This window comes from Planomonospora alba, from assembly GCF_039534085.1.
In the GTDB taxonomy this organism is placed as follows: domain Bacteria; phylum Actinomycetota; class Actinomycetes; order Streptosporangiales; family Streptosporangiaceae; genus Planomonospora_B; species Planomonospora_B alba.
The window spans coordinates 1-20,171 of sequence record NZ_BAAAUT010000054.1; the positions used below are offsets into that span (position 1 = coordinate 1).

19 protein-coding genes are annotated in these 20,171 nt (G+C 74.0%); all 19 read right to left on the minus strand.

Annotation, left to right across the window (positions count from 1 at the left end):
• The coding region (locus ABD823_RS26915) for an MFS transporter (protein WP_344864338.1) at positions 1–746 on the minus strand (746 nt) is incomplete at its 3' end.
• Between the two features lie 4 nt (positions 747–750).
• The gene (locus ABD823_RS26920) at positions 751–1,425 is read right to left on the minus strand and encodes an LppX_LprAFG lipoprotein (protein ID WP_344864340.1); all 675 of its coding nucleotides are present in this window, start codon (positions 1,423–1,425) and stop codon (positions 751–753) included.
• 60 nt (positions 1,426–1,485) lie between these two features.
• On the minus strand, positions 1,486–2,040 hold the full coding sequence (locus ABD823_RS26925) for a MarR family winged helix-turn-helix transcriptional regulator (protein WP_425566664.1): 555 nt from the start codon (positions 2,038–2,040) through the stop codon (positions 1,486–1,488).
• Positions 2,041–2,085: 45 nt separating this feature from the next.
• The gene (locus tag ABD823_RS26930) at positions 2,086–2,736 is read right to left on the minus strand and encodes a 4'-phosphopantetheinyl transferase superfamily protein (protein ID WP_344864342.1); all 651 of its coding nucleotides are present in this window, start codon (positions 2,734–2,736) and stop codon (positions 2,086–2,088) included.
• Positions 2,737–2,859: 123 nt separating this feature from the next.
• Positions 2,860–5,001, minus strand: coding sequence for a methyl-accepting chemotaxis protein (locus ABD823_RS26935; RefSeq protein ID WP_344864344.1), 2,142 nt, complete (start codon positions 4,999–5,001; stop codon positions 2,860–2,862).
• An 82-nt stretch (positions 5,002–5,083) separates the two neighbouring features.
• Positions 5,084–5,851, minus strand: coding sequence for a hypothetical protein (locus tag ABD823_RS26940; RefSeq protein WP_344864346.1), 768 nt, complete (start codon positions 5,849–5,851; stop codon positions 5,084–5,086).
• Positions 5,848–7,206 carry an MCE family protein gene (locus ABD823_RS26945; protein WP_344864348.1) on the minus strand — a complete coding sequence of 453 codons (1,359 nt, stop codon included), beginning with the start codon at positions 7,204–7,206 and terminating at the stop codon, positions 5,848–5,850. Before ABD823_RS26945 ends, ABD823_RS26940 begins: the two co-directional genes overlap by 4 nt.
• Positions 7,203–8,237: an MCE family protein gene (locus ABD823_RS26950; RefSeq protein WP_344864350.1), complete on the minus strand. Its 1,035-nt coding sequence runs from the start codon at positions 8,235–8,237 to the stop codon at positions 7,203–7,205. Before ABD823_RS26950 ends, ABD823_RS26945 begins: the two co-directional genes overlap by 4 nt.
• Positions 8,234–9,244 (minus strand): MCE family protein, encoded by a 1,011-nt coding sequence (locus ABD823_RS26955; protein ID WP_344864352.1) that lies wholly within the window; start codon positions 9,242–9,244, stop codon positions 8,234–8,236. The genes ABD823_RS26950 and ABD823_RS26955 overlap by 4 nt, the downstream gene beginning before the upstream one ends.
• A 149-nt stretch (positions 9,245–9,393) precedes the next feature.
• Positions 9,394–10,419 carry an MlaD family protein gene (locus ABD823_RS26960; RefSeq protein WP_344864354.1) on the minus strand — a complete coding sequence of 342 codons (1,026 nt, stop codon included), beginning with the start codon at positions 10,417–10,419 and terminating at the stop codon, positions 9,394–9,396.
• On the minus strand, positions 10,420–11,475 hold the full coding sequence (locus ABD823_RS26965) for an MCE family protein (RefSeq protein ID WP_344864356.1): 1,056 nt from the start codon (positions 11,473–11,475) through the stop codon (positions 10,420–10,422). It abuts the gene before it with no gap.
• A gap of 4 nt (positions 11,476–11,479) precedes the next feature.
• A complete protein-coding gene (locus ABD823_RS26970) occupies positions 11,480–12,496 on the minus strand; it encodes an MCE family protein (protein ID WP_344864358.1) in 1,017 nt (338 codons plus the stop codon).
• 6 nt (positions 12,497–12,502) lie between these two features.
• Positions 12,503–13,369: an ABC transporter permease gene (locus ABD823_RS26975; protein WP_344864360.1), complete on the minus strand. Its 867-nt coding sequence runs from the start codon at positions 13,367–13,369 to the stop codon at positions 12,503–12,505.
• Positions 13,369–14,283 (minus strand): MlaE family ABC transporter permease, encoded by a 915-nt coding sequence (locus ABD823_RS26980; protein ID WP_425566665.1) that lies wholly within the window; start codon positions 14,281–14,283, stop codon positions 13,369–13,371. The genes ABD823_RS26975 and ABD823_RS26980 overlap by 1 nt, the downstream gene beginning before the upstream one ends.
• A 180-nt stretch (positions 14,284–14,463) precedes the next feature.
• Positions 14,464–15,882, minus strand: a complete 1,419-nt coding sequence (locus ABD823_RS26985; protein ID WP_344864362.1) for an aminopeptidase P family protein — start codon at positions 15,880–15,882, stop codon at positions 14,464–14,466.
• 155 nt (positions 15,883–16,037) lie between these two features.
• The gene (locus ABD823_RS26990) at positions 16,038–17,321 is read right to left on the minus strand and encodes an ABC transporter substrate-binding protein (protein WP_344864364.1); all 1,284 of its coding nucleotides are present in this window, start codon (positions 17,319–17,321) and stop codon (positions 16,038–16,040) included.
• A gap of 5 nt (positions 17,322–17,326) precedes the next feature.
• Positions 17,327–18,445, minus strand: a complete 1,119-nt coding sequence (locus ABD823_RS26995; RefSeq protein WP_344864366.1) for a branched-chain amino acid ABC transporter permease — start codon at positions 18,443–18,445, stop codon at positions 17,327–17,329.
• Positions 18,446–18,467: 22 nt separating this feature from the next.
• Positions 18,468–19,358, minus strand: coding sequence for a branched-chain amino acid ABC transporter permease (locus tag ABD823_RS27000; RefSeq protein WP_344864368.1), 891 nt, complete (start codon positions 19,356–19,358; stop codon positions 18,468–18,470).
• Entirely contained in the window at positions 19,355–20,152 is a 798-nt protein-coding gene (locus tag ABD823_RS27005) for an ABC transporter ATP-binding protein (RefSeq protein ID WP_344864370.1), read from the minus strand. The genes ABD823_RS27000 and ABD823_RS27005 overlap by 4 nt, the downstream gene beginning before the upstream one ends.
• Between the last annotated feature and the right edge of the window lie 19 nt (positions 20,153–20,171).

Here is a 20,171-nt window from a genome sequence, read left to right on the forward strand (position 1 = left end):
GTGCCGGGTCCGGGGCGGGCCGCCCGCCGGGGCGGCGGCAGCACCCGCAGGCCGGCGACCGCGGCGAGGGTCACCAGCAGACGGTTCAGCCAGAAGATCGAGCGCCAGCCGCCGAGCGGGACGTCGCCCAGGCGCAGGGTGACCGGGACCAGGGCGGCCAGGCCCGCGCCGTACAGGGGGCCGAGGACGCTGCCGAGCTCCTGCAGGGCGCCGACCGCGCCGAGTGCCGCCGGGCGGCCGCGCTCGTCCCACAGGTCGCCGACCAGCGCCATGGTGATGGGCAGCAGGGCGCCGCCGGCCAGGCCCTGCAGCGTACGGCCCGCCACCAGCCAGGGGACCGTGTCGCCGAGCGCGGTGACGACCGAGCCGGCCGCGAACCCCGCCAGGCACAGCTGGATCAGCGGGCGCCTGCCGTACCGGTCGGAGAGCTGGCCCAGGAGCGGCATGGCCGCGATGTAGCCGAGCAGGAAGCCGGTGACGATCGGGGTGGCCCGCTCCAGGTGGTTGAGCGGGACGTCGACGTCCTCGGCGATGTCGACGAGGACGGTGACCACCACGTAGGCGTCCAGCGCGGCGAGCAGGACCGCGGTGCCGCCGACGCCGAGGGCGACGCGCCGCCGGGCGGCCCGGCCCCAGCCGGGGCCGGAGGAGGACCCGGCCGGGCCGCGGCCGGACCCGGTACCGGGGGCGTCATCGGGGGCGTCATCGGACCCGGGGCCGGAGGGAGTGGTGCCGGGGGAGTCCATGCCGTCACTCCGCGGGCGCGGTCACCCGGACCGGCACGTCGTAGTCGGTGAAGGAGACCGTCACCTTGCCCGCCGAGAGCGGCAGGTCCGCCTTGAGCAGGCGGGAGGTGGCCTTGTCGATCCAGAGGGTGCCGTCCACGCTCTGCGCGATCCCCGGCACCATCGCGGCGAGGATCTGCTGGGAGAGCGTGGCCGAGAGCCGGTAGGCGTCCGCGCCGCCGACCTTCTCCTCCGCCTCCGTCTTCGGGTCCAGCGCGTTGGACAGGAGCCGGACGACCCCCCGCTCGGGGTCCAGGATGGCCGACGGGTCGTAGATCGCGGCGAGCTCGCTCCGCGACATCTTCTGGAACCCGCCGGTGACCCCCTTGAAGTGCACGGTGTCCCCGGCCAGGACGAAGCTGATCTCCTGCAGGCTCCCGGCGAAGTCGAGCTGGAGCGTCCCGTCGGCGTCACCGGTCGCGCTGAGTCGGCCGGAGGCCTTCTTGACCTGGAGCTGGGGGGTGTTCTCCGTCTCCATGGCGAAGGCGGCGGACTTCACGGTCCGCATCGCCTCCGCGGACTTGCCGACCAGGTCGGGGCCGCCGGGCAGCGTGCTCCGGGGGCCGGGGTCACCGCTGCACGCGGTGACCAGGGAGAACGCGGCGGCCAGCGCGGCGATGAGGATCCGGCGAGCAGACATGGCCGGATCGTAGCGATCCCCGGGTTCCGGGAGGGAGGACCGGCCGGTATCGGTTTCGCTTCACCGCAGGCTCTTGAGGTGCTCCACCACGGGACCGTAGGCCGCCGCCAGCTCATGGAGCTGGTCGTCGGTGAGCAGGTCGATGAAGTGCCGCCGCACCCCGGCGACGTGGTGCGGCGCGACCTTCTGGATGGTGCTCCAGCCGTGCTCGGTCAGCACGGCGAAGGTGCCGCGCCGGTCGTCGGCGCAGGTCTCCCGCGCGACCAGGTCGGCCGCCTCCATCCGGGAGATCTGGTGGGACAGCCGGCTGCGGGACTGGATCGTGGCGTCGGCCAGGTCGCTCATGCGCATGCGGCGGCCGGGGCTCTCCGAGAGGTTGACCAGGATCTCGTAGTCGTTCAGCGAGAGCCCGAAGGGCTGCAGCTCGCGGTCGAGCCGGTGCGCCAGGAGCTTGTGCACGGCCAGGTGGGCGCGCCAGGCCCGCTGCTCGGCCGAAGTGAGCCATCGATGCTCCTCGCCGTCCACCGCTCGCCCACCGCTCTTCCCGCGCACCGCTCGTCCGATCTCCCGTCGCCGCCCGTCCTCCGGCCTGCCGGTCGGCGGCCTCCGGTCCATGACCTGAACCTATATCAGCCGTCGGCGGCGGCCCGGCCGCGGGCCTCAGCCCAGGACGGCGGGGTGGTCGGAGATGACGCAGACCGCCACCCGATCCTCCCCGGAGGTCCGCCATTCGAGCAGGTGGCGGCCCTGCCAGCGCAGGGTGTGCCGATCGCCCGGCGCGGGGCCCGGCGGGAGGGCGGACAGGTCGGTCGTGCGCAGGCCGTCCAGGGTCAGCTCGCCGCGCTTGACGAGCGCCTCCTTGCGGACCCAGAGCCGGATCAGCGCCTCGTTGTCGCGGACCAGGGCCAGCTCCCCGGGGCTGAGCGCCTGGGCGGCCAGTGACGTGTCCAGCGGGCCGCCGGGGACCCGCTCGGCGTCCACGCCGATCCGGCCGGGGCCCGCCGCGGCGCACACGTACCCGCGGCTGTGGCTGAGGCTGACGCCGAGCCGCGGGATCTCCGCGATGTACGGCCTGCCGTGGCCCGGACCGTGGTACTCGCAGACCTGGAGCAGGGTCAGCCGGTCCTCCGGCACCCCGGCCACCTTGGCCGCGCACCTGCGTACGAGCACGTGGGCCGCGACGAAGTCGCGCCGGTCGGCCTCCCGGGCGAACGCCGCCGCGCGCTCGCGCTCGGTCGCGGTGAGCAGGTCCATGCCGTCGGGGGAGTAGATCTCGTCGGTGAGGCCGGCCAGCACCAGGGAATCAGGCATCCGCCCAGATTAGGGCTCTCACCTGACACAGGGGACGTATTTCCGGTTTCCCGATCATTTCCGGACCGGGAGAGCCGGGAGGAGCGGGCCTGCGGACCCTTCGCCGCTCCTCCCGGACCGACCTCAGCGGTTCAGCCGGAACCGCCCGACCAGTTCGTCCAGGTGCCGGGCGGTGTCCTCCAGCTCGCGCGCGGCGTCCTGGGCCGTGCGGACGGCGTCGCGGGTCAGGCCGGCCGTCGCGGCGACCTCACCCAGGCTCTGTGCGATCTCCTCGTTTCCGGCCGCGGCTTGGCCGACGTTCCGGCTCATCTCCCGGGTGGTCGAGGTCTGCTCCTCCACCGCGGCGGCGATGGCGGCCTGGAAGTCGTTCACCCGGGAGATGGACTCCGAGATCGCCCCGATGACCTCGACGGCCCGCCGCGTGTCCTCCTCGATGGCGGACACGCGGCCGGCGACGTCGTCGGTGGCCCTCGCCGTCTCCTGAGCGAGGTCCTTGACCTCGCCGGCGACCACCGCGAAGCCCTTGCCCGCCTCGCCGGCGCGCGCGGCCTCGATCGTGGCGTTAAGGGCCAGGAGGTTGGTCTGCTCGGCGATGCTGCTGATGACCTTGACCACGTCGGTGATCTGGGCGCTGGACTCGCCGAGCCTGGCGACCGTGCGGGAGGCCTGCCGAGTCAGTTCCACACTGTCGCCGGCGACCTGGGCGGCCTGCTGGGCGTTCCCGGCGATCTCACTGATGGAGGCGCTCATCTCCTCGGAGCCGGCGGCCACGGTCCCCACGTTCCGGGACACCTCCTCGGCGGCCGCCACGGCCGCGCCCGCCTGGTCGGAGGCGCGCTCGGCCGAGCCGGACAGCTCCGCCCCGACCCGCGAGACCTGCGCCGCCGCGCCCGTCACCGCCGCCGAGCCGCCGGCGATGCCGGACAGAAGCTGCCGCAGCTCCGCGAGCGCGGTGCCGAGCGCGGCGCCCATCCGGGCGATCTCGTCCCCGCCGTCCTCGTGCACCGCGACGGTGAGGTCGCGTCCGGCGACGGCGCTCAGGGCGCCGGTCAGCCTCCCGACCCGGTGGCTCAGGCGCCGCGCCCACAGCACGGCCAGGCCGCCTCCGGCGACCGTCATCAGCAGCCCGGCGACGGCGAACGCGACGAGCATCGTCCGGCGTCCCTCGCCGATCTCGGTGACGGCCGCGTCGTAGTCCGGCCCGTATCCCATGACCGCGATCGCCCACTGGTACGGAGCGTACGAGGAGACGTTGACCGCGGTCTCCGCCGCGGGGGCGCCGCCCGCTCCCGGCAGCCTGTACTCGGTCCGCCAGATCTGGTCCGCGCCGAGCTCAGGAGCCTTCGCCGTGATCTCCTCGACGTAGCGGCGCCCGTCGGCGTCGGCGGCGTCGAGGTCCGCCGCGCCGGCGGCGGACCCCTTGGAGGAGGCGATCACCCTGCCGCGGTCCGCGGCGCCGGTGCTGTAGACCGTCACACCGCCGTTCGCGCCGACCTCGGTCCGGGCGACGGCCTCGGTGAGCTGCGCGATCGCCTCGGTCTGCGGCACCCCGAAGTACACCGCGCCGATGACGCGGCCGGAGGAGTCGCGGACGGGGTCGTACGCGGTGATGTACCACGTGTCGACGACCTTCGCGACGCCCCGGTAGGACTCGCCCGCCTTGATCGCGGCGGCGACGGCGTTGGGCGCACCGTCGGCGCCGGTGGCGGGGATGTACGTGCCGATGGCCCGCCCGCCGTCGGCGTTCGGCACGTTGGTCGCGACGCGGAGCAGGTCGCCCTCGTCGTTCATCCGCTGGAACAGCGTGATGGTGCCGCCGACCGTGTCCTGCACGTCGTCGACGAAGGGGGTGGGCCGGTCCGCGTCGTCGTTCTGGCCGAGCCAGGTGCCGCCGACCAGGGCCCGGGGCAGCGTGACGCGGCGCGTCCGCTTGGTGAGCTGGTCGGTGGCCTCCCAGGTCACCGACCCGCCGCCGAAGCGGAGGCCGCGCTCGGCGAGTTCGCCCGCCACGATCCGCATGTCGTCGTCGACGGACTGCTGGACGGACGAGCCGACGGCGTTGACGAGCCGGTTCACCCCCTCGGTCACGTGGCCGAGATCGGCCGTGGTGAGCTCCGCGACGTTCTCCGCGGCGAGGTCGCTGAACCGCGCGCTCTGCCAGGTCCCGACGCCGACCAGCACCAGTGCCGTGGCCAGCACTCCGCCCGCGCCCAGGATCAGCAACCGGTGCCGCAACTGAAGGGAGAACCGCCTCGATCCGCTCATGTACGTCTTGTCGGCAGGCAGGCACCGATGCTGAGGGGATCCGGGCGCCGGTCCCCGCGTCATGGAGCGGCGCCCTCCGGCCTCACCCGGTTTTCTTCTTCCCGGAGTCCTTCCCGGAGGGGGCCGGGGAGGCGGAGGGGGCGGCGGCCCTGCCGTCGGGGTCGGTCACGAGCTCCTCGGCGGCGCCCATCACGGTGGCGTCGTTCACCTTCCACCGCCCGCCGGTCTTGACCAGCCCCAGCTCCATGTAGGCGCCGAGCATGCGCCGGGTGCCCGAGGTGCTCTTCACCTGGGAGTCGACGACCGTGATGGCGGTGGCCCTGCCGTCGGCGACCTCGGAGACGTACACGCCGCGGACCGAGGCCGTCGAGGACGCCTTCATCGCGGTGATCACGCTCTCCAGCGGGCTGAAGGCCTCGTCGTAGGTCTTCTCGAAGTCCTCGCCCGACAGGCTGAAGACGCGGTCCCGGTAGGCCTGCAGGTCGGTGTGGTCGTAGGTCTGCAGGGCCGCGGCGAACTCCCCTGCCGTGGCGGAGACCGCGAGCCGCTCCGCCTTCTCCGCCGCGAGCCGGTCGGCCAGCCGCTCGGCGGAGACCCACTGCACCGCGCCGAACGCCACCGCGCCCGCGACCGCCGTGGCGGCGGCCGCCCCGGCGAGCCTCCTCCACCGCGTCCCGGGCCTGCCGCGGGCACCGGCCGCGGTGCCGGCCCCGCCGGGCCCGGCCTCCTCGGGTCCGGTGTCCTCGGGCCGGGCGTCCTCGGGCCGGGCGTCCTGCGCTCCGGTGCCCTCCGTACGGCCGGCGCCGGCCTCCTCGGAGGGGTCCGCGGACGTGGCGGGGGTGGGACTCATCGCTGCTCCTGTTCCCGGCGGCGGCCCGCCCGGCGGACGGCGAGCGCGGCGATCACGCCGCCCGAGACGGCGACGGCGGCGAGGACCGCGATGACGAAGGGGGTGAGGTCCTGCGAGCCGGCACCGGCGGCGCCGGGCGCGGCGCCGCCGGTGGCGCTCTCCCGCGGCGCGGCCTCGGCGGTGCCGCCGTCCTCGGAGGCCGCCGCGCCGGACGGCGTCGCGCCCGCCCCGCCGTCCGGGCCGGTGCCGTCCCCGGGGTGGGGGCCGGTGTCCTCGTCGTCGTCCCCGCGGCGGGGGCCCTGCGCGGCGGCGCCCCGGGGGCAGGAGCGCAGCTCGCGGACCTCCGGCTTCGCCTGCGGCCTGCCGTACTCCGTGGCGACCTTCGGGCCGCCCGGGACGCTGATGACGAACGTGACCCTGCCGTACAGGCCCCCGGCGTGCTTCTCGGTCACCCTGTCCAGCAGGACCCGGGCGGTGGGGACGGTCCGCAGCAGGTGGTCGACGTGCGCCCGCGACGCGGAGGTGAACACCCGGCCCGGTTCCGTGCCGAGGGCCGTCAGCAGGCAGGACAGGCCCGGGCGGGCGGTGCCGAGCACGTGGTCGACCTGGCGGAAGAAGGACGGGCCGTGTTCGAGCGCGGCGTACAGGTCCTTGCGGGAGGCCCGGATCGACCGGGTCACGGCGGCCAGGTCGGTCGCGCCCGAGGCCAGCTGCTCCCGCCTGCCCGCGAGCGTGCCGGTCAGCCGGGTCAGGTTCACCGACAGCTCGTCCAGCAGCTCGGTGTTCTCGGCGAGCGTGGCGGTGACGTCGTGCGCGTTGTCCACGACCTCGCGGATCGACGCCGCCCGGCCGTCCAGCCCGGCGGCCAGCTCGCGGGTGATGGTCCGCGCGTCCTCGACGGGCATCGCGTCCAGGACCCTGCCGACCCCGTCGAACAGCTCCCGGTAGTCCAGCGGGACCGACGTGGCCGACAGCGGGATGGTGGCGCCGGGCGCCAGGTCGCCGGGCGCGGCCCCGCGCCGCGGCGGGGAGATCTCCACGTACGGCTCGCCGATCGCGGACTTGCGGCGCACCTCGGCGGTGACGCCCCGCGGGATCCGCACCCCGCGGTCGATGTCCAGAGCCACCACGATCCTGCCGGGGGCGAGCCGCACGCCGTCGATCCGGCCGATCCGCACGCCGAGGTAGGCCACGTCGAAGCCGGGCACCAGGCCGGGGGAGGAGGCGAACTCCACGTTGACCCGGTACGGCCGTTCGATCACGTCGAGCCGGATGACGCCGGTGAACGCCCACACGGTCATCACGGCGCCGAGCACCACGAAGAACGCGAGGTTGACGCGGATGCGGTTCCTCATCGCGGCGGCTCCAGCAGCAGGCGGAAGTCGTCCACGGAGTTGGGCGTGCGGGCCCGGTCGCCGGCCTCCCGCCCGGTCGTGATCAGGCCCTTCAGCCAGACGAACGCCAGCAGTTGCCCGTTGACCACGATCGGCGGCTGGTCGATGAAGCGCTGCACCCGGCTGACGAGGACCTTCAGGTCCTCCTTGCCCCGCACCGCCGCCGAGGTGACCGCGTCGAAGCGCTGCAGCAGGGTGCGGAGCCGGGCGGCGTGCCGGGGGTAGACGGTGGTGTTGACCTCGCGGGCCAGCGCGGTCAGCTCCCGCAGCGTCTTCTTGACGTGCTTGCGGCCGTGGTTCAGCCGGGCGGCGGCGGCCTGGACGTTGCCGGGCAGCTTCTCCAGCTCCGCGGACCCCTCGGCCAGGTCGTCGCCCAGCCTCGCCAGGGCCTCGACGGTCCGGGCCAGCTCGCGGCGGGACTCGGCGTAGGCGGCGGTGATCTCGGTGGCCTGCCGCAGCAGGCGGTTGAGGTCCTCGCCCTTGCCGCCGATCCCGGTCGCCGCCGCGTCCAGCACGGCGTTCACGTCCTGGGCGCCGAGCGCGTCGATCAGCGGTCCGGCCCGCGCGGTGACCTGCTCGATGTCCGGTTCGACCGAGGTCTTCCCGATCACCGCGCCGTCCGCCAGGAACGGCCCGGTGTCCATGCCCCGGCCCTCGGGCAGCCGGAGCTCGATGTAGTTCTCGCCCAGGATCGAGGTCTTGGCGACGACCGCGGAGGTGCCCTCGGGCACCCGGTTGCCGTCCTCGATGGACATGGTGACCCTGGCCCGGTAGCCCTCCAGCCGGACGTCGGTGACGCTGCCCACCCGCACGTCGGCGATCTGCACGCTGTGCCCGGCGACCAGGCTCTGCACGTCGTCGAAGGTCGCGCTCAGGGTCAGGTCGCCGGAGGGCGCGCCCAGGGTCTGCAGGCCGCACCCCGCCAGGGCGAGCACCAGCGCCAGGAGCAGGCGGGGTCCGGCCGGTCCCGGCACCGCCCGCCGCCGGCTCACCGGCTCCTCCCCGCCGCGCAGTCGCTCAGCGCGCCCGGCAGGCACGGCACCGGGCCCAGGCCGAGGGCGTCGAAGAGCGGGGTCAGCCAGGCCCGGGTCATCGCGTTGAGCACCAGGCGGAAGGTGAGCACGTTGTTCTTCCGGTCCCAGGCCATGACCGCGCCGTCGACGAACCCGCGGGCCCCGGCGATCGCCTCGGCCGCGGACTCGCTGTTCGCCTTCAGGGTGAGCACCAGCTCCGCCAGGGCCGCCGTGCCCTTCGGCAGGCGCTCCTGGTAGGCCTCCAGCAGCACGTCGCCCCGCCGTACCAGGTCGGCCAGGCCGCTGATGAAGCGCCGGGTGCGCTCCCGCTCCTCGGCGAGGGCGGCGCTGGTCTCGGCGAAGGCGTCGATGGTCGTCTCGACCTGCTTCTCGCGCTCGTTCAGCTTGGCCGCGAGCCGGTTCAGGCCGCCGGCCAGCTCGACGAGCCTCTCGTCCTGCCCGGCGAGGGTGCGGCTGAGCGCGGCCGCGTCGGACAGCGCCCGGTTGATCTGCTCGCCGCGGCCCCGGACGCCGTCGGCCAGGCTCCCGGCCGCCTCGCCCACGGTGCCGGTGTCCAGGGCGTCGGTGAGCTTGGTGAACGCCTCCAGCGCGTCGTCGATCTCCACGGGCAGGTCGGTGCGCTCCAGCGGGATCACCGCCCCCGGGGCGATCCGCGGCCGCCCCGGCCGCCACGGCGGGTGGAGCACGACGTTCCGCTCGCCCAGCGTGTTCTGCGCGGCGACCACCGCCCGGACGTCGGCGGGGAGCGGGACCTCCCCGTCGACGAGCAGGTCCGCGCGGACCCGGTCGCGCTCGATGGTGAGCTTCTCCACGGTCCCCGCGTCCAGTCCCATCACCTTCACCTTGGCCTGCTCGTACAGGGACGGCGCGGCCGCGAAGTAGGCGGTCAGCCGGTACGGCCCGGCCCCGCCGCGCGGCGGCGAGCACCCGCCCGCCGCGGCCGGCAGCACCAGGGCCAGCAGCACCGCCACCAGTCTGCGCGGCCCGCCGGCCGCCGTGACCGGCCTGCTCGGCCCGCCGGTCCCCGCCGGGGCGCGTGTCCCGCGGCCCGCCGCGGTCCGGCCCGGGCCGGCCGCCCGCCGCGGCCCGTCCGCCGCCCGCCGCCGGTGGCCTGTCATCGCCTCCCCCTGTCCTCGCGGATGGCGCCGAGCACCTCGGGGTTGATCGGCCCGACCCCGACCGCGATCGCGTCGATCCAGTGGTTCCTCCCACCGGTGGCGGCCAGCCCGGAGAAGGTGGGGCCGACCCAGGCGAGCACCGAGTTGAGGGAGGCGTTGCTCCCGGTGTCCAGGCGGTTCGCGATCGCGGTGGCGTCGTCCACCACCGCGATCAGGTTCCTCTCGTGCTCGGCGACCAGGGTGGTGATGCCGCCGACCAGGTCGCTGCCGTCGCCGAGGAGGGCCCTCAGCTCGTCGCGGCGGCGCCTGAGCTCGTCCAGCATCACCTCGATCGAGTCGATCAGACGGCTGATCTGGGCGTCCTTGGAGTCCAGCACCTTCATGACCCGGTCGCCGGCGTCCAGCAGCCGCTGCAGCTCGGGCTCGCTCTCGCCGATCACCTCCGACAGCTCGCCGATGTCGTCCAGCAGCCTGCTCACCCGTCCCCGCGGGACGGGCTTCAGCTCCGCCAGCTCCCGCAGCAGCCCGTCGACCGCTTCGGTGTCGAGCCGCTCCACCAGCCGGGTCGCGTCCTTGAGCGCGTCCGTGACCAGCGTCGGGGTGCTGGTCCGCGCCGGCGGGATCAGCCGCTCCCGCTCGGGCAGCTCGTCCATGTAGGGGCGGGTGACCGGCCCGGTGAGCCTGATGTAGCGCCCGCCCAGCAGGTTGGAGAGGGCGACCTCGGCGCGGGTCTGCGGGCCGAGCCTGATCCCGTCGTCCACCTTCCAGGTCGCCACGACGTGGCCGCGGGCGTAGTCGGCGCGCACGGCGGTGACCTCGCCGACGGGCACGCCCGCCACCCGGACCTCGTTGCCCGGGCGCAGCCCGGCGGCGTCCCGCAGGACGGCCGACATCGTGTAGCCGCCCTCCAGCAGCCCGAGGTTGCCGACGAGGAAGGCCGCCACCAGCACGACGGCGAGGGTCGCGGCCGACACGGCGCCGACGGCCAGCCGGTCGCGGTCGCGGAAGGACTTGAGCGCCATCTACGACCCCACCAGGACGCGCTTGAGACCGGCCGTGGACGTGAGGCCGACGGCCCGCAGCGGCGGCGGGGCGTCCATGGCGTAGGGGCAGGGCAGCGGGCCGAGGGCCACGCAGGGCACCGCCGTGGTCACGAAGTGGCCGCGGCTGGTCACCTGGAACGAGCGCTGCAGCGGAGGGGTGAGCGTGGCCAGCACCTTCTCGATGTCGCCGAGGTTGCGGCGGACGCCGCCGGTGAGCCGGGTCATGCCGTCCACGACCCGGCCGAACTCGCGGGCGTTGTCGCCGAGCACCCGGTCGCCGACCCGCGCGGTGGCGGACAGCTCGACCAGGGCCTCGTCGACCAGCTTCCGGTTGCGGGCGAACGCGCCGGTCAGCTCGACCAGGTCGTCCACCAGCCGGGAGATCTGCTCGTCCCGGCGGGAGATCGCGTCGGTCACCGTGGCGTAGTCCTCCAGCAGTCCCTTGATGATCTCCTTGCGCTCGGCGACGGTGGAGGTCAGCGCGCCGAGGTCCTCCACCAGGCGCGGGATGTTCTCCTGGTTGCCGTCCAGCGCCTCGCCCGCCGCGGTGAGCAGCCGGTTGATCTGCTCGGGGTCCAGGCTGCGGGTGAGCGGGCCCAGGTCGTTGACCAGGTCGCCGATGTCCACCACGGAGCTGGTCCGCCGCACCCGCGCGCCGTCGGCCAGCACGTCCCGCGCGGTGCCGGGCTCCAGGTAGACCACGCGCCGGCCGATCGTGTCGCGCCAGCGGACCGCCGCGGCGCTGTCGGAGGGCACCCGGACCGAGTCCTGCACGCCCAGCGTCACCTCCGCCCGGCCGCCGACCACCTCGATCGCGTCGACCCGGCCGACCGGGGCTCCGGCGATCTTCACCTCGTCGCCGGTGCGGAGCCCGGAGACGTCGTCGAAGACGGCGACGAGCCGGTAGGTGCCGCCGCCGCCCACCCGGGCGATCTCCGCTCCGATCACGACGGTCAGCGTGACCGTGACCACGAGGAAGACGGAGAGCTTGGCCAGGGTGCGCAGGCGCCGCGCCTGTTCTGCGGACCGTGTCATCGGCTCACCCGCCGCCCGTCGCGCCGCAGGCGCCGACGAAGAGCGCGCACAGGTCGGTGTGCACGTAGGCGGCCATCTTCAGCTGGTTCGCCCCGTCCGGGCCGGTGCCGCCGATCAGATCGTTCAACCCGGCGATCAGCCCGTTGAGGCCGCGCACGCCGTCGCCGGCGATCCCGAGCTCCGCGTACAGCAGAGCCGCCACACGCTCGGCGGAGGTGCCCGCGGCCCTGATGTCGCGGCGGTGCGCGCGCAGGCCGTGCGCGGTCAGCGCGGACACCTCGTCGAACTCGCGCAGCAGCGCCCGCACCTTGTCGGCCCGCTCCAGCAGCCCGGGGGTGAGCACGTCGACGTCGGAGGAGACGCCCACCAGTTCGTCCCCCTTGTCGGCCAGGGCGCCGCTCAGCGCGGCGGCGTCGCGGATGAACCGGGTGTACTCCGCGCGCCGCCGGTGCGCGACGCCGACGACCTCCCCGGCGCCGTCGAGGAGCTCGCGCAGGTGCGGGCCCTTGCCGTCCAGGGCGCGGCCCAGGGTGTGCACGATGGTCGTGACGTCCGCGGGGTCCACCGCGCCGAGTCCCTCGTAGGCGTCGCCGAGGGAGTCCGACAGGTCCACCGGGTCCCGGGTCCGGGTGATGACCGCGCCGTCGCCGAGGAAGGGGCCGCCCGACTCCCCGCCGCCGGGGACCAGGTCGACGAACTTGGGGCCGAAGACCGAGGCCGGCTCGATCGCGGCGGTGGCGGTCTCGGGCACGCGGACGCCGGGGCCGACGTACAGGGAGACCACGGCCCGGCCCGCGGGGTCCAGCGTCACCGAGGTGACGCCGCCGACCGTGATGCCGCGGACCTTGACGGGGGAGTTGGTGTCCAGGCCCTGCCCGGAGCGGCCGAACACGGCCGACAGCCGCGTCCCGCTCACCTCGGGGGCGCCCCGGACGACCAGGACCAGGGCCGCGGCCACGGAGGCGATCACGGCCAGCGAGATCGCGAGCCGGACCGGCAGGGCGGGTTCACCTCTGGCCACGGGCGCTCACCCCGTCAGCGGCGTGCTGCTGCCGCCGCCCCAGAACAGGTAGGAGAGCAGGAGGTTGAGGAGGACGACGGTGATGATCGACTGGCGGATCGCCCGCCCGGCCGCGACGCCCACGCCGACCGGACCGCCGGTGGCGTGGAACCCGTAGCGGCAGTGGATGCTGATCACCGCGAAGGCGAAGACGACCACCTTGGCCACGCTGTAGACGATGTCGATCGCCGGCAGGCCGAGGTAGAAGTAGTAGTCGTACACGCCCGGCGCCATGCCGAACAGCACCGTGCACATCAGCCGGGTGGCGAAGAAGCTGGCGAACAGCGCGATCAGGTAGACCGGGATCAGCGCGGCCAGCGCGGCCACCACCCGGGTGCAGATCAGGTAGGTGAAGGCGTTGATGCCCATCACCTCCAGCGCGTCGATCTCCTCGGAGATCCGCATCGCGCCCAGCTCCGCGGTGAACGACGAGCCGACCTGGGCGGCCAGCGCGACCGCCGCGATGATCGGGGTGATCTCCCGGACGTTGGCGAAGCTGCCCACCAGGCCGATGAACGACTCGGCGCCGATCGCCTGCAGGCCCTGGTAGCCCTGGAGCCCGACGGTGGCACCGACCGCGAAGGCCATGGTGAACGTCACGAAGATCATGCCGCCGCCGATGATGGTCGCGCCGACGCCCACCACGACGTCGCTGATCTGGCGGAGCACGACCCTGGTGAACTTGGCGCGCAGGACGATGTCCCGCACGGAGTAGAAGACGACCCTCCACAGGAAGACCGGCCAGTCCGAGAGCGCGGCCAGCCGCTCCGCGCCGTCCAGGAGGGCGTCGTAGGCGCGCCGGCCCGCGGTGCGCACGCCCGGGACGGCCGCCATCACAGCGTCCTCGGCGGGTAGGCGAGGAAGTAGATCATCGTGATCACGTAGTTGACGGCGAAGACCAGCATGAAGGTCGTGACCGTGGACCGGTTCACCGCGCGGCCCACGCCGACCGGGCTGGTCTGGCAGGTCATGCCGTAGTGGCAGGACATGATCGCCGCGATGAAGCCGAAGATCCACGCCTTCAGCAGGGTCACCAGCAGGTCGCTGGTGACCAGCAGGGAGGTCGCGCCGTCGAAGTAGGCGCCGGGGGTGACGCCCTGCACGATGACGTTGAAGAAGTAGCCGCCGGCCGCCCCGGCCACGATGACCAGCGGGACGAGCAGCACCGCCACGGTGCTCGCCGCCCACAGCCGGGGGGTGACCAGGCGGTGGATCGGGTTGACCGCCATGACCTCCATGGCGGCCAGCTCGTCGCGGATGTTGCGGGCGCCGATGTCGGAGGTCATGGCCGACCCGCCGGCCCCGGCGATGAGCAGCGCCGAGGCCATCGGGGCGACCTCGCGGACCAGGCCGACCACGACCGCGCCGCCGGTGGCCGAGGAGGCGCCGAGCTGCCAGGCCAGATCGCCGACCTGCAGGGCGACGGTCGCCCCCAGCGGGAGCGAGACGAGGAGCACGGGCAGGCTGGTGACGCGGGCCAGGAACCAGCACTGCTCGACGAACTCCCAGAACCAGCTCCGCACCGCCCAGCTGCGGCGGAAGCCCTCCAGGGCGAGCACCGACATGTCGCCGATCCGGCCGAGCGCGCCGGTGCCCAGGCGGACGAGCCGCCCGCCGGCCCCGGCGGCGCCGCGGCTGAGACCCCCTGTGAGGCCCCCTCCGGGGCCGCCGGGCGCGGCACCGTCGGGGGCGTTCCCGGCGGCGCCCGGTGCGGCGCCCTGCGTGGCGCCCCGCGTGGCGTCCGCCATCGACCACCTCGGATTCCGCGGCTACGACCTTGGACCAGTCACGCTAATGACGGTTCGTCCAGTAAGTCGATGCTTCCTGCGGAATTTGCGCGAAAGCCATAACGCCCCGGCGGGGACTTGTCAGGGCCTCACACTTTCCCGTCCCGCCGGTGGCCGGCGCCGCCGGTCCGTACGGCCGGCTCAGCCCGCCAGGCCGGCCATCCAGCGCTCGACCTCGTCCGGGTGGCGGGGCAGCCCGCAGGACATGAGGCGGGCGCCGTCGGCGGTGACGACGAGGTCGTCCTCGATGCGCACCCCGATGCCGCGCAGCTCCGGCGGGAGGGTCAGGTCGTCCGGCTGGAGGTACAGGCCCGGCTCGACGGTGAGCACCTGGCCCTCGGCCAGCACGCCGTCCAGGTAGGTCTCCGCGCGGGCCCGGGCGCAGTCGTGCACGTCCATGCCGAGCATGTGACCGCTGCTGCACAGGGTGTAGCGGCGGTACAGGCCGCTGTCCGGCTCCATCGCCTCGTCCGGGCTGATCTTCAGCACGCCCCAGTCGTGCAGGCCCTCGGCGATGACCCGCATGGCGGCGAGGTGGAAGTCGCGGAAGCGCGCGCCCGGGCGCAGGGTGGCGATGGCGGCGTTCTGCGCCTGGTAGACCAGCTCGTAGACCTGGCGCTGGACCGGGCTGAAGCGGCCCGACAGCGGCAGGGTCCGGGTGATGTCGGCGGTGTAGAGGCCGTCGGTCTCCACGCCGGCGTCCATCAGCAGCAGGTCGCCCTCGTGCAGCCGGCCGTCGTTGCGGATCCAGTGCAGCACGCACGCGTTGGCGCCGGAGGCCACGATGCTGTCGTAGCCGGTGGCGTTGCCCTCCAGCCGGGAGCGCAGGCCGAAGACGCCCTCCAGGTAGCGCTCGCCGCGCCGGTGCCGCATGGCCTCGGGGAGCGCCCGCACCACGTCCTCGAAGCCCCGGGTGGTGACGTCCACCGCGTGCTGCAGCTCGGCGACCTCCCACTCGTCCTTGACCAGCCGCATCTCCGACAGGAACGCCTCCAGCTCGGCGTCGCCGTCGTGCGGGGCGACCCGGGCGTCGACGGAGGCGTCCACGCCGCGCAGCACCCGGGCGGGGCCGGCCAGCGCCGTCTCCAGCTCGCCGATCGGCGCGCAGGCGAGCTGGTAGAGCGCCTCGGCCTCGGCCAGGTCGGGGCGGCGGCCCACCCAGAACTCGCCGTAGCGGCGGTCGCGGTAGAACTCCTGCCCGGCCGCGCCCGGCGCCGAGCGGGGCGAGCGCGGGCGCAGGAAGAGCCGCGCCTCCCCGGACGGCTCGACGACCAGGACGTCGTCGGGCTCCTGGTCGCCGGTCAGGTAGGCGAAGGCGCTGTGCGGGCGGAAGCGGTAGTCGCAGTCGTTGCTGCGGACCTTCAGGGTCCCGGAGGGGATGATCAGCCGCTCGCCGGGGAAGCGGGCGGCGAGCGCCGCGCGGCGCTTGGCCGTGTAGGCCGCCACCGCCAGCGGGGCCAGGTCGGCGCGGTGGGTGTCGGCCCACCCGGTCGCCATGAAGGCCGCCAGCGCGTCGGAGACCGGCAGGTCGTGGCTGCCGGTGTTCAGCTTGTCGGTCACCCTCCGAAGGATACGGCCCGCCGGGGGACGCGGCCCGCCGGAGGACCCGCCGGGGACACGGCCCGCCGGGGGACGCGGCCCTCCGGGGTGCGGCCCGCGCCCGTCCGCCCGGCGGGACGGAGCGTCCCGCCGGGCGGACGCGGGACCGCGGCGGCTCAGCCGCCGGCGGGCACCTGGTACTCGCCGGCGATGTCGGCCGTGAACGGCTCCTTGACGACGACGGAGCCGCCCAGCGCCTCCTTGTCCGGCTTGACGATGTAGGAGCGGAGCGAGGCGGGCTTGTCGAACGCGGTGAAGTCCATGGCCCCGCCGTACTGGTCGCCCCAGGAGCTCTGGGTGCGGTGCGCGCTCACCACGCCGGCGCGGGTGAGGTCCTTGCTCTCGCAGGCCTTCTTCAGCGCGTCCACCACGATCCCGGCGGCGATGTAGCCGGAGGCGACGCCGCTGTCGACGGCCTCGTTCGGGTACTTGGCCTTGTAGTCCTCGCCCAGCTTCTTGATGGCCGGCAGGTCCGAGCTCATCGGGGCGCCCGCCGTCACGTACTCGAAGGCGGCCAGCAGCGCCTCGCCCGCCGGGGTCGCCAGCAGCTGCGGGGCGTAGGCCGAGTTGCTGCCGAGGAACGGCACCTTCATGCCGCCGGCCAGGGCGACGCCGACGAGGGAGGCGGTCTGCCGGGGGCCGACGGAGACGAGGACGGCCTTGACGCCCGCCTTCTTGAACGCCGCGACCTGGGCGGTCATGTCCTGGTCGGTCGCCTTGATCTTCTGCTCGACGAGCTTCAGGCCGTGCTTGCCTGCGGCGAACTTGGAGCCGTTGAGCGCGGTCTCGCCGTAGTCGCCCTCGAAGTACAGGTGCCCGATGGAGTCGCCGGACTTGATGCCCTTCTCCTTCACCAGGTAGTCGACGCCGTTGATCATGTCGATGTCGTAGGTGGTGCCGGTGACCTGGATCGGCTTGCTGCCGAGCAGGTGGGTGGCCCAGGCCTGCGGGATGGTCAGCATCTGGTCGGCCTCGATGCGCTGCTTGACCGCGTTGACCATGGGCGAGCCGACGACGTGGGCGAGCGCGACCGACTTCGGGCCGATCTCGGTGTAGGCGGCCACGGCCTTCTGCACGTCGTAGCCGTGGTCGCGCACGATCGACTCGAGCTGCCGGCCGCAGATCCCGCCCGCCTTGTTGACCTGCTCGAAGTAGAGCTGCTGGGCGTTGGTCAGGCTCTTGCCGAAGGAGGCGTAGGGGCCGGTCAGGTCGGTCATCATGCCGATCGTGATCGTCTCGGCGGTGACGCCGGGTCCGGTCTTCACCCCGTCGCCGGAGGCGGCGGCGCCGCTTCCGCCTCCGGTGGCCTTGTCGCTGGCGCACGCGGTGACGGCCAGGGCCAGCAGGGCGAGGGCGGCGGCCGCGCGGGAGCCTCGGGAGGAGGTGCGTGGGATTGGCATGTCGGTCATCCGTTCCTTGCTTCGGGGGTGGGCGTGAGGGAGGGCTTGGCGGGCGGGGCGGCCGGCGTCCGGCGGGCCAGGTGCAGGCGCGCGCGGGTGAACAGGCCGAACAGCCCGCCGGGGAGGAAGAGGACGACGACCACCACGGCGAGGCCGTACAGGATCTGGGCGGCCTCGGCGGCTCCGATCCCCTCCTGGCCGGTGGGGGCGACCAGGGGGAGGGCGTCGCTGTAGCGGGTGAACAGCGCGGGCAGCATCGAGACGAAGAACGCGCCGATCACCGCCCCCGCGACGGAGCCGAGCCCGCCGATGATGATCATCGCGAGGTAGGACAGGGCCAGGATGAGGCTGAAGTAGTCCGGCACGGTCTGCCGGAAGACCAGGGCGATCAGCACGCCGGCGAGTCCGCCGTACATCGACGACAGCACGAACACCCCGGCGCGGTAGCGGGTCACCGGGACGCCCATCACCCCGGCCGCGATCTCGTGGTCGCGGATGGTGTTCATGGCCCGGCCCGGGCGGCCCCGCAGCACGCCGCGGGCGAACAGCCCCGCGCCGAGCAGCGCGGCGGCGCCGAGGAACCACAGGCGCTCCAGCGCGCCGAACGGCACCCCGGCGATCACCAGGGGTTCGGGCGTGTCGGTGAAGGCGAACCCGAACAGCTCCATGGGCGGCACCGGCCGGCCGTTGTGGCCGCCCGTGACGGGCGTGGCGTTGGTCATCACGAAGTGGCCGATGTAGATCAGCGCCAGCGTGGCGATGCCCAGGTAGGCGCCCTTGAGCCGGCCCGCGATGGGGCTGAACAGGCCCCCCGCGGCGCCCGCCAGCAGCACCGCGAGCACGGCCGCCAGCGGGGTCGGCAGGCCCAGCCCGCCGAACTCGCCGTCGGGGCTCGGCGAGGAGGCGAAGTACACGTAGCCGAAGGCGCCGACCGCGAGGAAGAACGCGTGGCCCATGGACAGCTGCCCGGTGGCGCCGGTCAGCAGGTTGAGGCCGATCGCGCCGATCGCCGCCGCCATCGCGAACAGCCCGTCCTGCAGCCAGACGGCGTCGAGGTAGAACGGCGCGATGACGACGCCGGCGGCCACCGCGGCCCACCAGGCGACGGTCACGGTCCTGGACACGGTCCAGCTCCTTGCTGCCGGGCTAGACACGGGCCAGCTCCTTCGTCCCGAACAGCCCCGCGGGGCGGATGAGCAGCACGACGACCATCACCAGGAACGGCGCGACGTCGCCGAGCCCCCGGCCGAGGAAGGCCAGCTCCTCCTGGTAGCCGCCGACCAGCGACTCGGTGATGCCGATGACGAACCCGCCGGCCAGCGCCCCGGTGGTGGAGTCCAGGCCGCCGAGGATCGCCGCGGGGAAGGCCTTCATCGCCGCGGCCGTGACGTTCCGGTCCAGGCCCGGGGTGGGGAAGACGCACATGAACAGTGCCGCGACAGCGGCCAGCGCCCCGGCGACCGCCCAGGCCCCCATCGAGACCCGGCCGCGCCGCACGCCCATCAGGGCGGCGGTCTCGGCGTCCTCCGCGGTGGCGCGCATCGCGATGCCCCAGCTGGTGTACTTGAACGCCAGCAGGAACGCGGTGATCACGACGCCCGCCGCGACCAGCGCGGCGATCCGGGTCACCGGGATGTTGACCGAGCCCAGCCGCAGCACCTGGCTGCCCCACGGGTCGCCGAGGGCGAGCACGTCGGTGCCGATCCGCCGGGTCAGTTCGGTGACCAGGATGAGGTCGACGCCGATCGTCACGATCGCCAGCACGCTGTGCGAGACCACGTTCGCCCGGCGGATGACCACGAACTCGATCAGCGCGCCGAGGGCGGCGGCCCCGGCGACGCCGAGCAGCAGGGCCGGCCAGAAGCCGACCAGCGGGTGCGTCTTGGCGACGACGAAGCCGCCGACCAGCAGCAGCGAGGCGTGCGCGAAGTTCACCACCTCGGTCGCCTTGAAGATGACGACGAACCCCAGGGCGATCAGCGCGTAGACCGCGCCCACGGAGATCCCGCTCACCAGCAGTTCGATGAAAGTGCTCACGAAGCGGCCTCCTCGGTCTCGCTCGTCGCGCCCAGGTACGCCCGGATGACCTCGGGATCGTTCTGGACCTTCTCCGGAGGGCCGTCGGCGATGCGCCTGCCGAAGTCCAGGACCGTCACCGCGTCGGCGAGCCGCATCACCATCCCCATGTCGTGCTCGACCAGCAGGATCGAGATGCCGAGGCTCTCCCTGACGGCGATGACCAGTTCCGCCATGTCGCGCCGCTCGCCGCCGTTCATGCCGGCCACCGGCTCGTCGAGCATCAGCAGCTTCGGCTCCATGCACAGGGCGCGGGCCAGCTCGACCCGCTTCTGCACGCCGTACGGGAGCAGGCCCACGGGCGCGTCCAGCCGGTCGGTCAGGCCGACGAAGGCGGCGATCTCCTCCACCCGGGCGTTGTGCAGGGCCGCCTCCCTGCGGGCGGACGGCAGGCGCAGCCCGGCCGCGACGAACCCGGCGCGGGTCAGCCGGTGCCGCCCGAGCATCATGTTGTCGCGCACCGACAGGCGGGGGGAGAGCGCGATGTTCTGGAAGGTGCGGGCCAGGCCCAGCTCCGCGATGCGGTGCGGCGGCAGGGCGGTCAGCTCCGCCCCGCCGAACCGCACGCTGCCCGAGGTGGCCCGGTAGACCCCCGACAGGACGTTGAAGCAGGTGGACTTGCCCGCGCCGTTCGGGCCGATGACCGCGTGCACGCTGCCCGGCTCGACGGTGAAGCCCACCGCGTCGAGCGCGGTGAGCCCGGCGAAGCGGACGGTGACGTCGCGGACCTCCAGCCGCGGGATGGACGGTTCCATACCGTCCGGTTGGTATGTA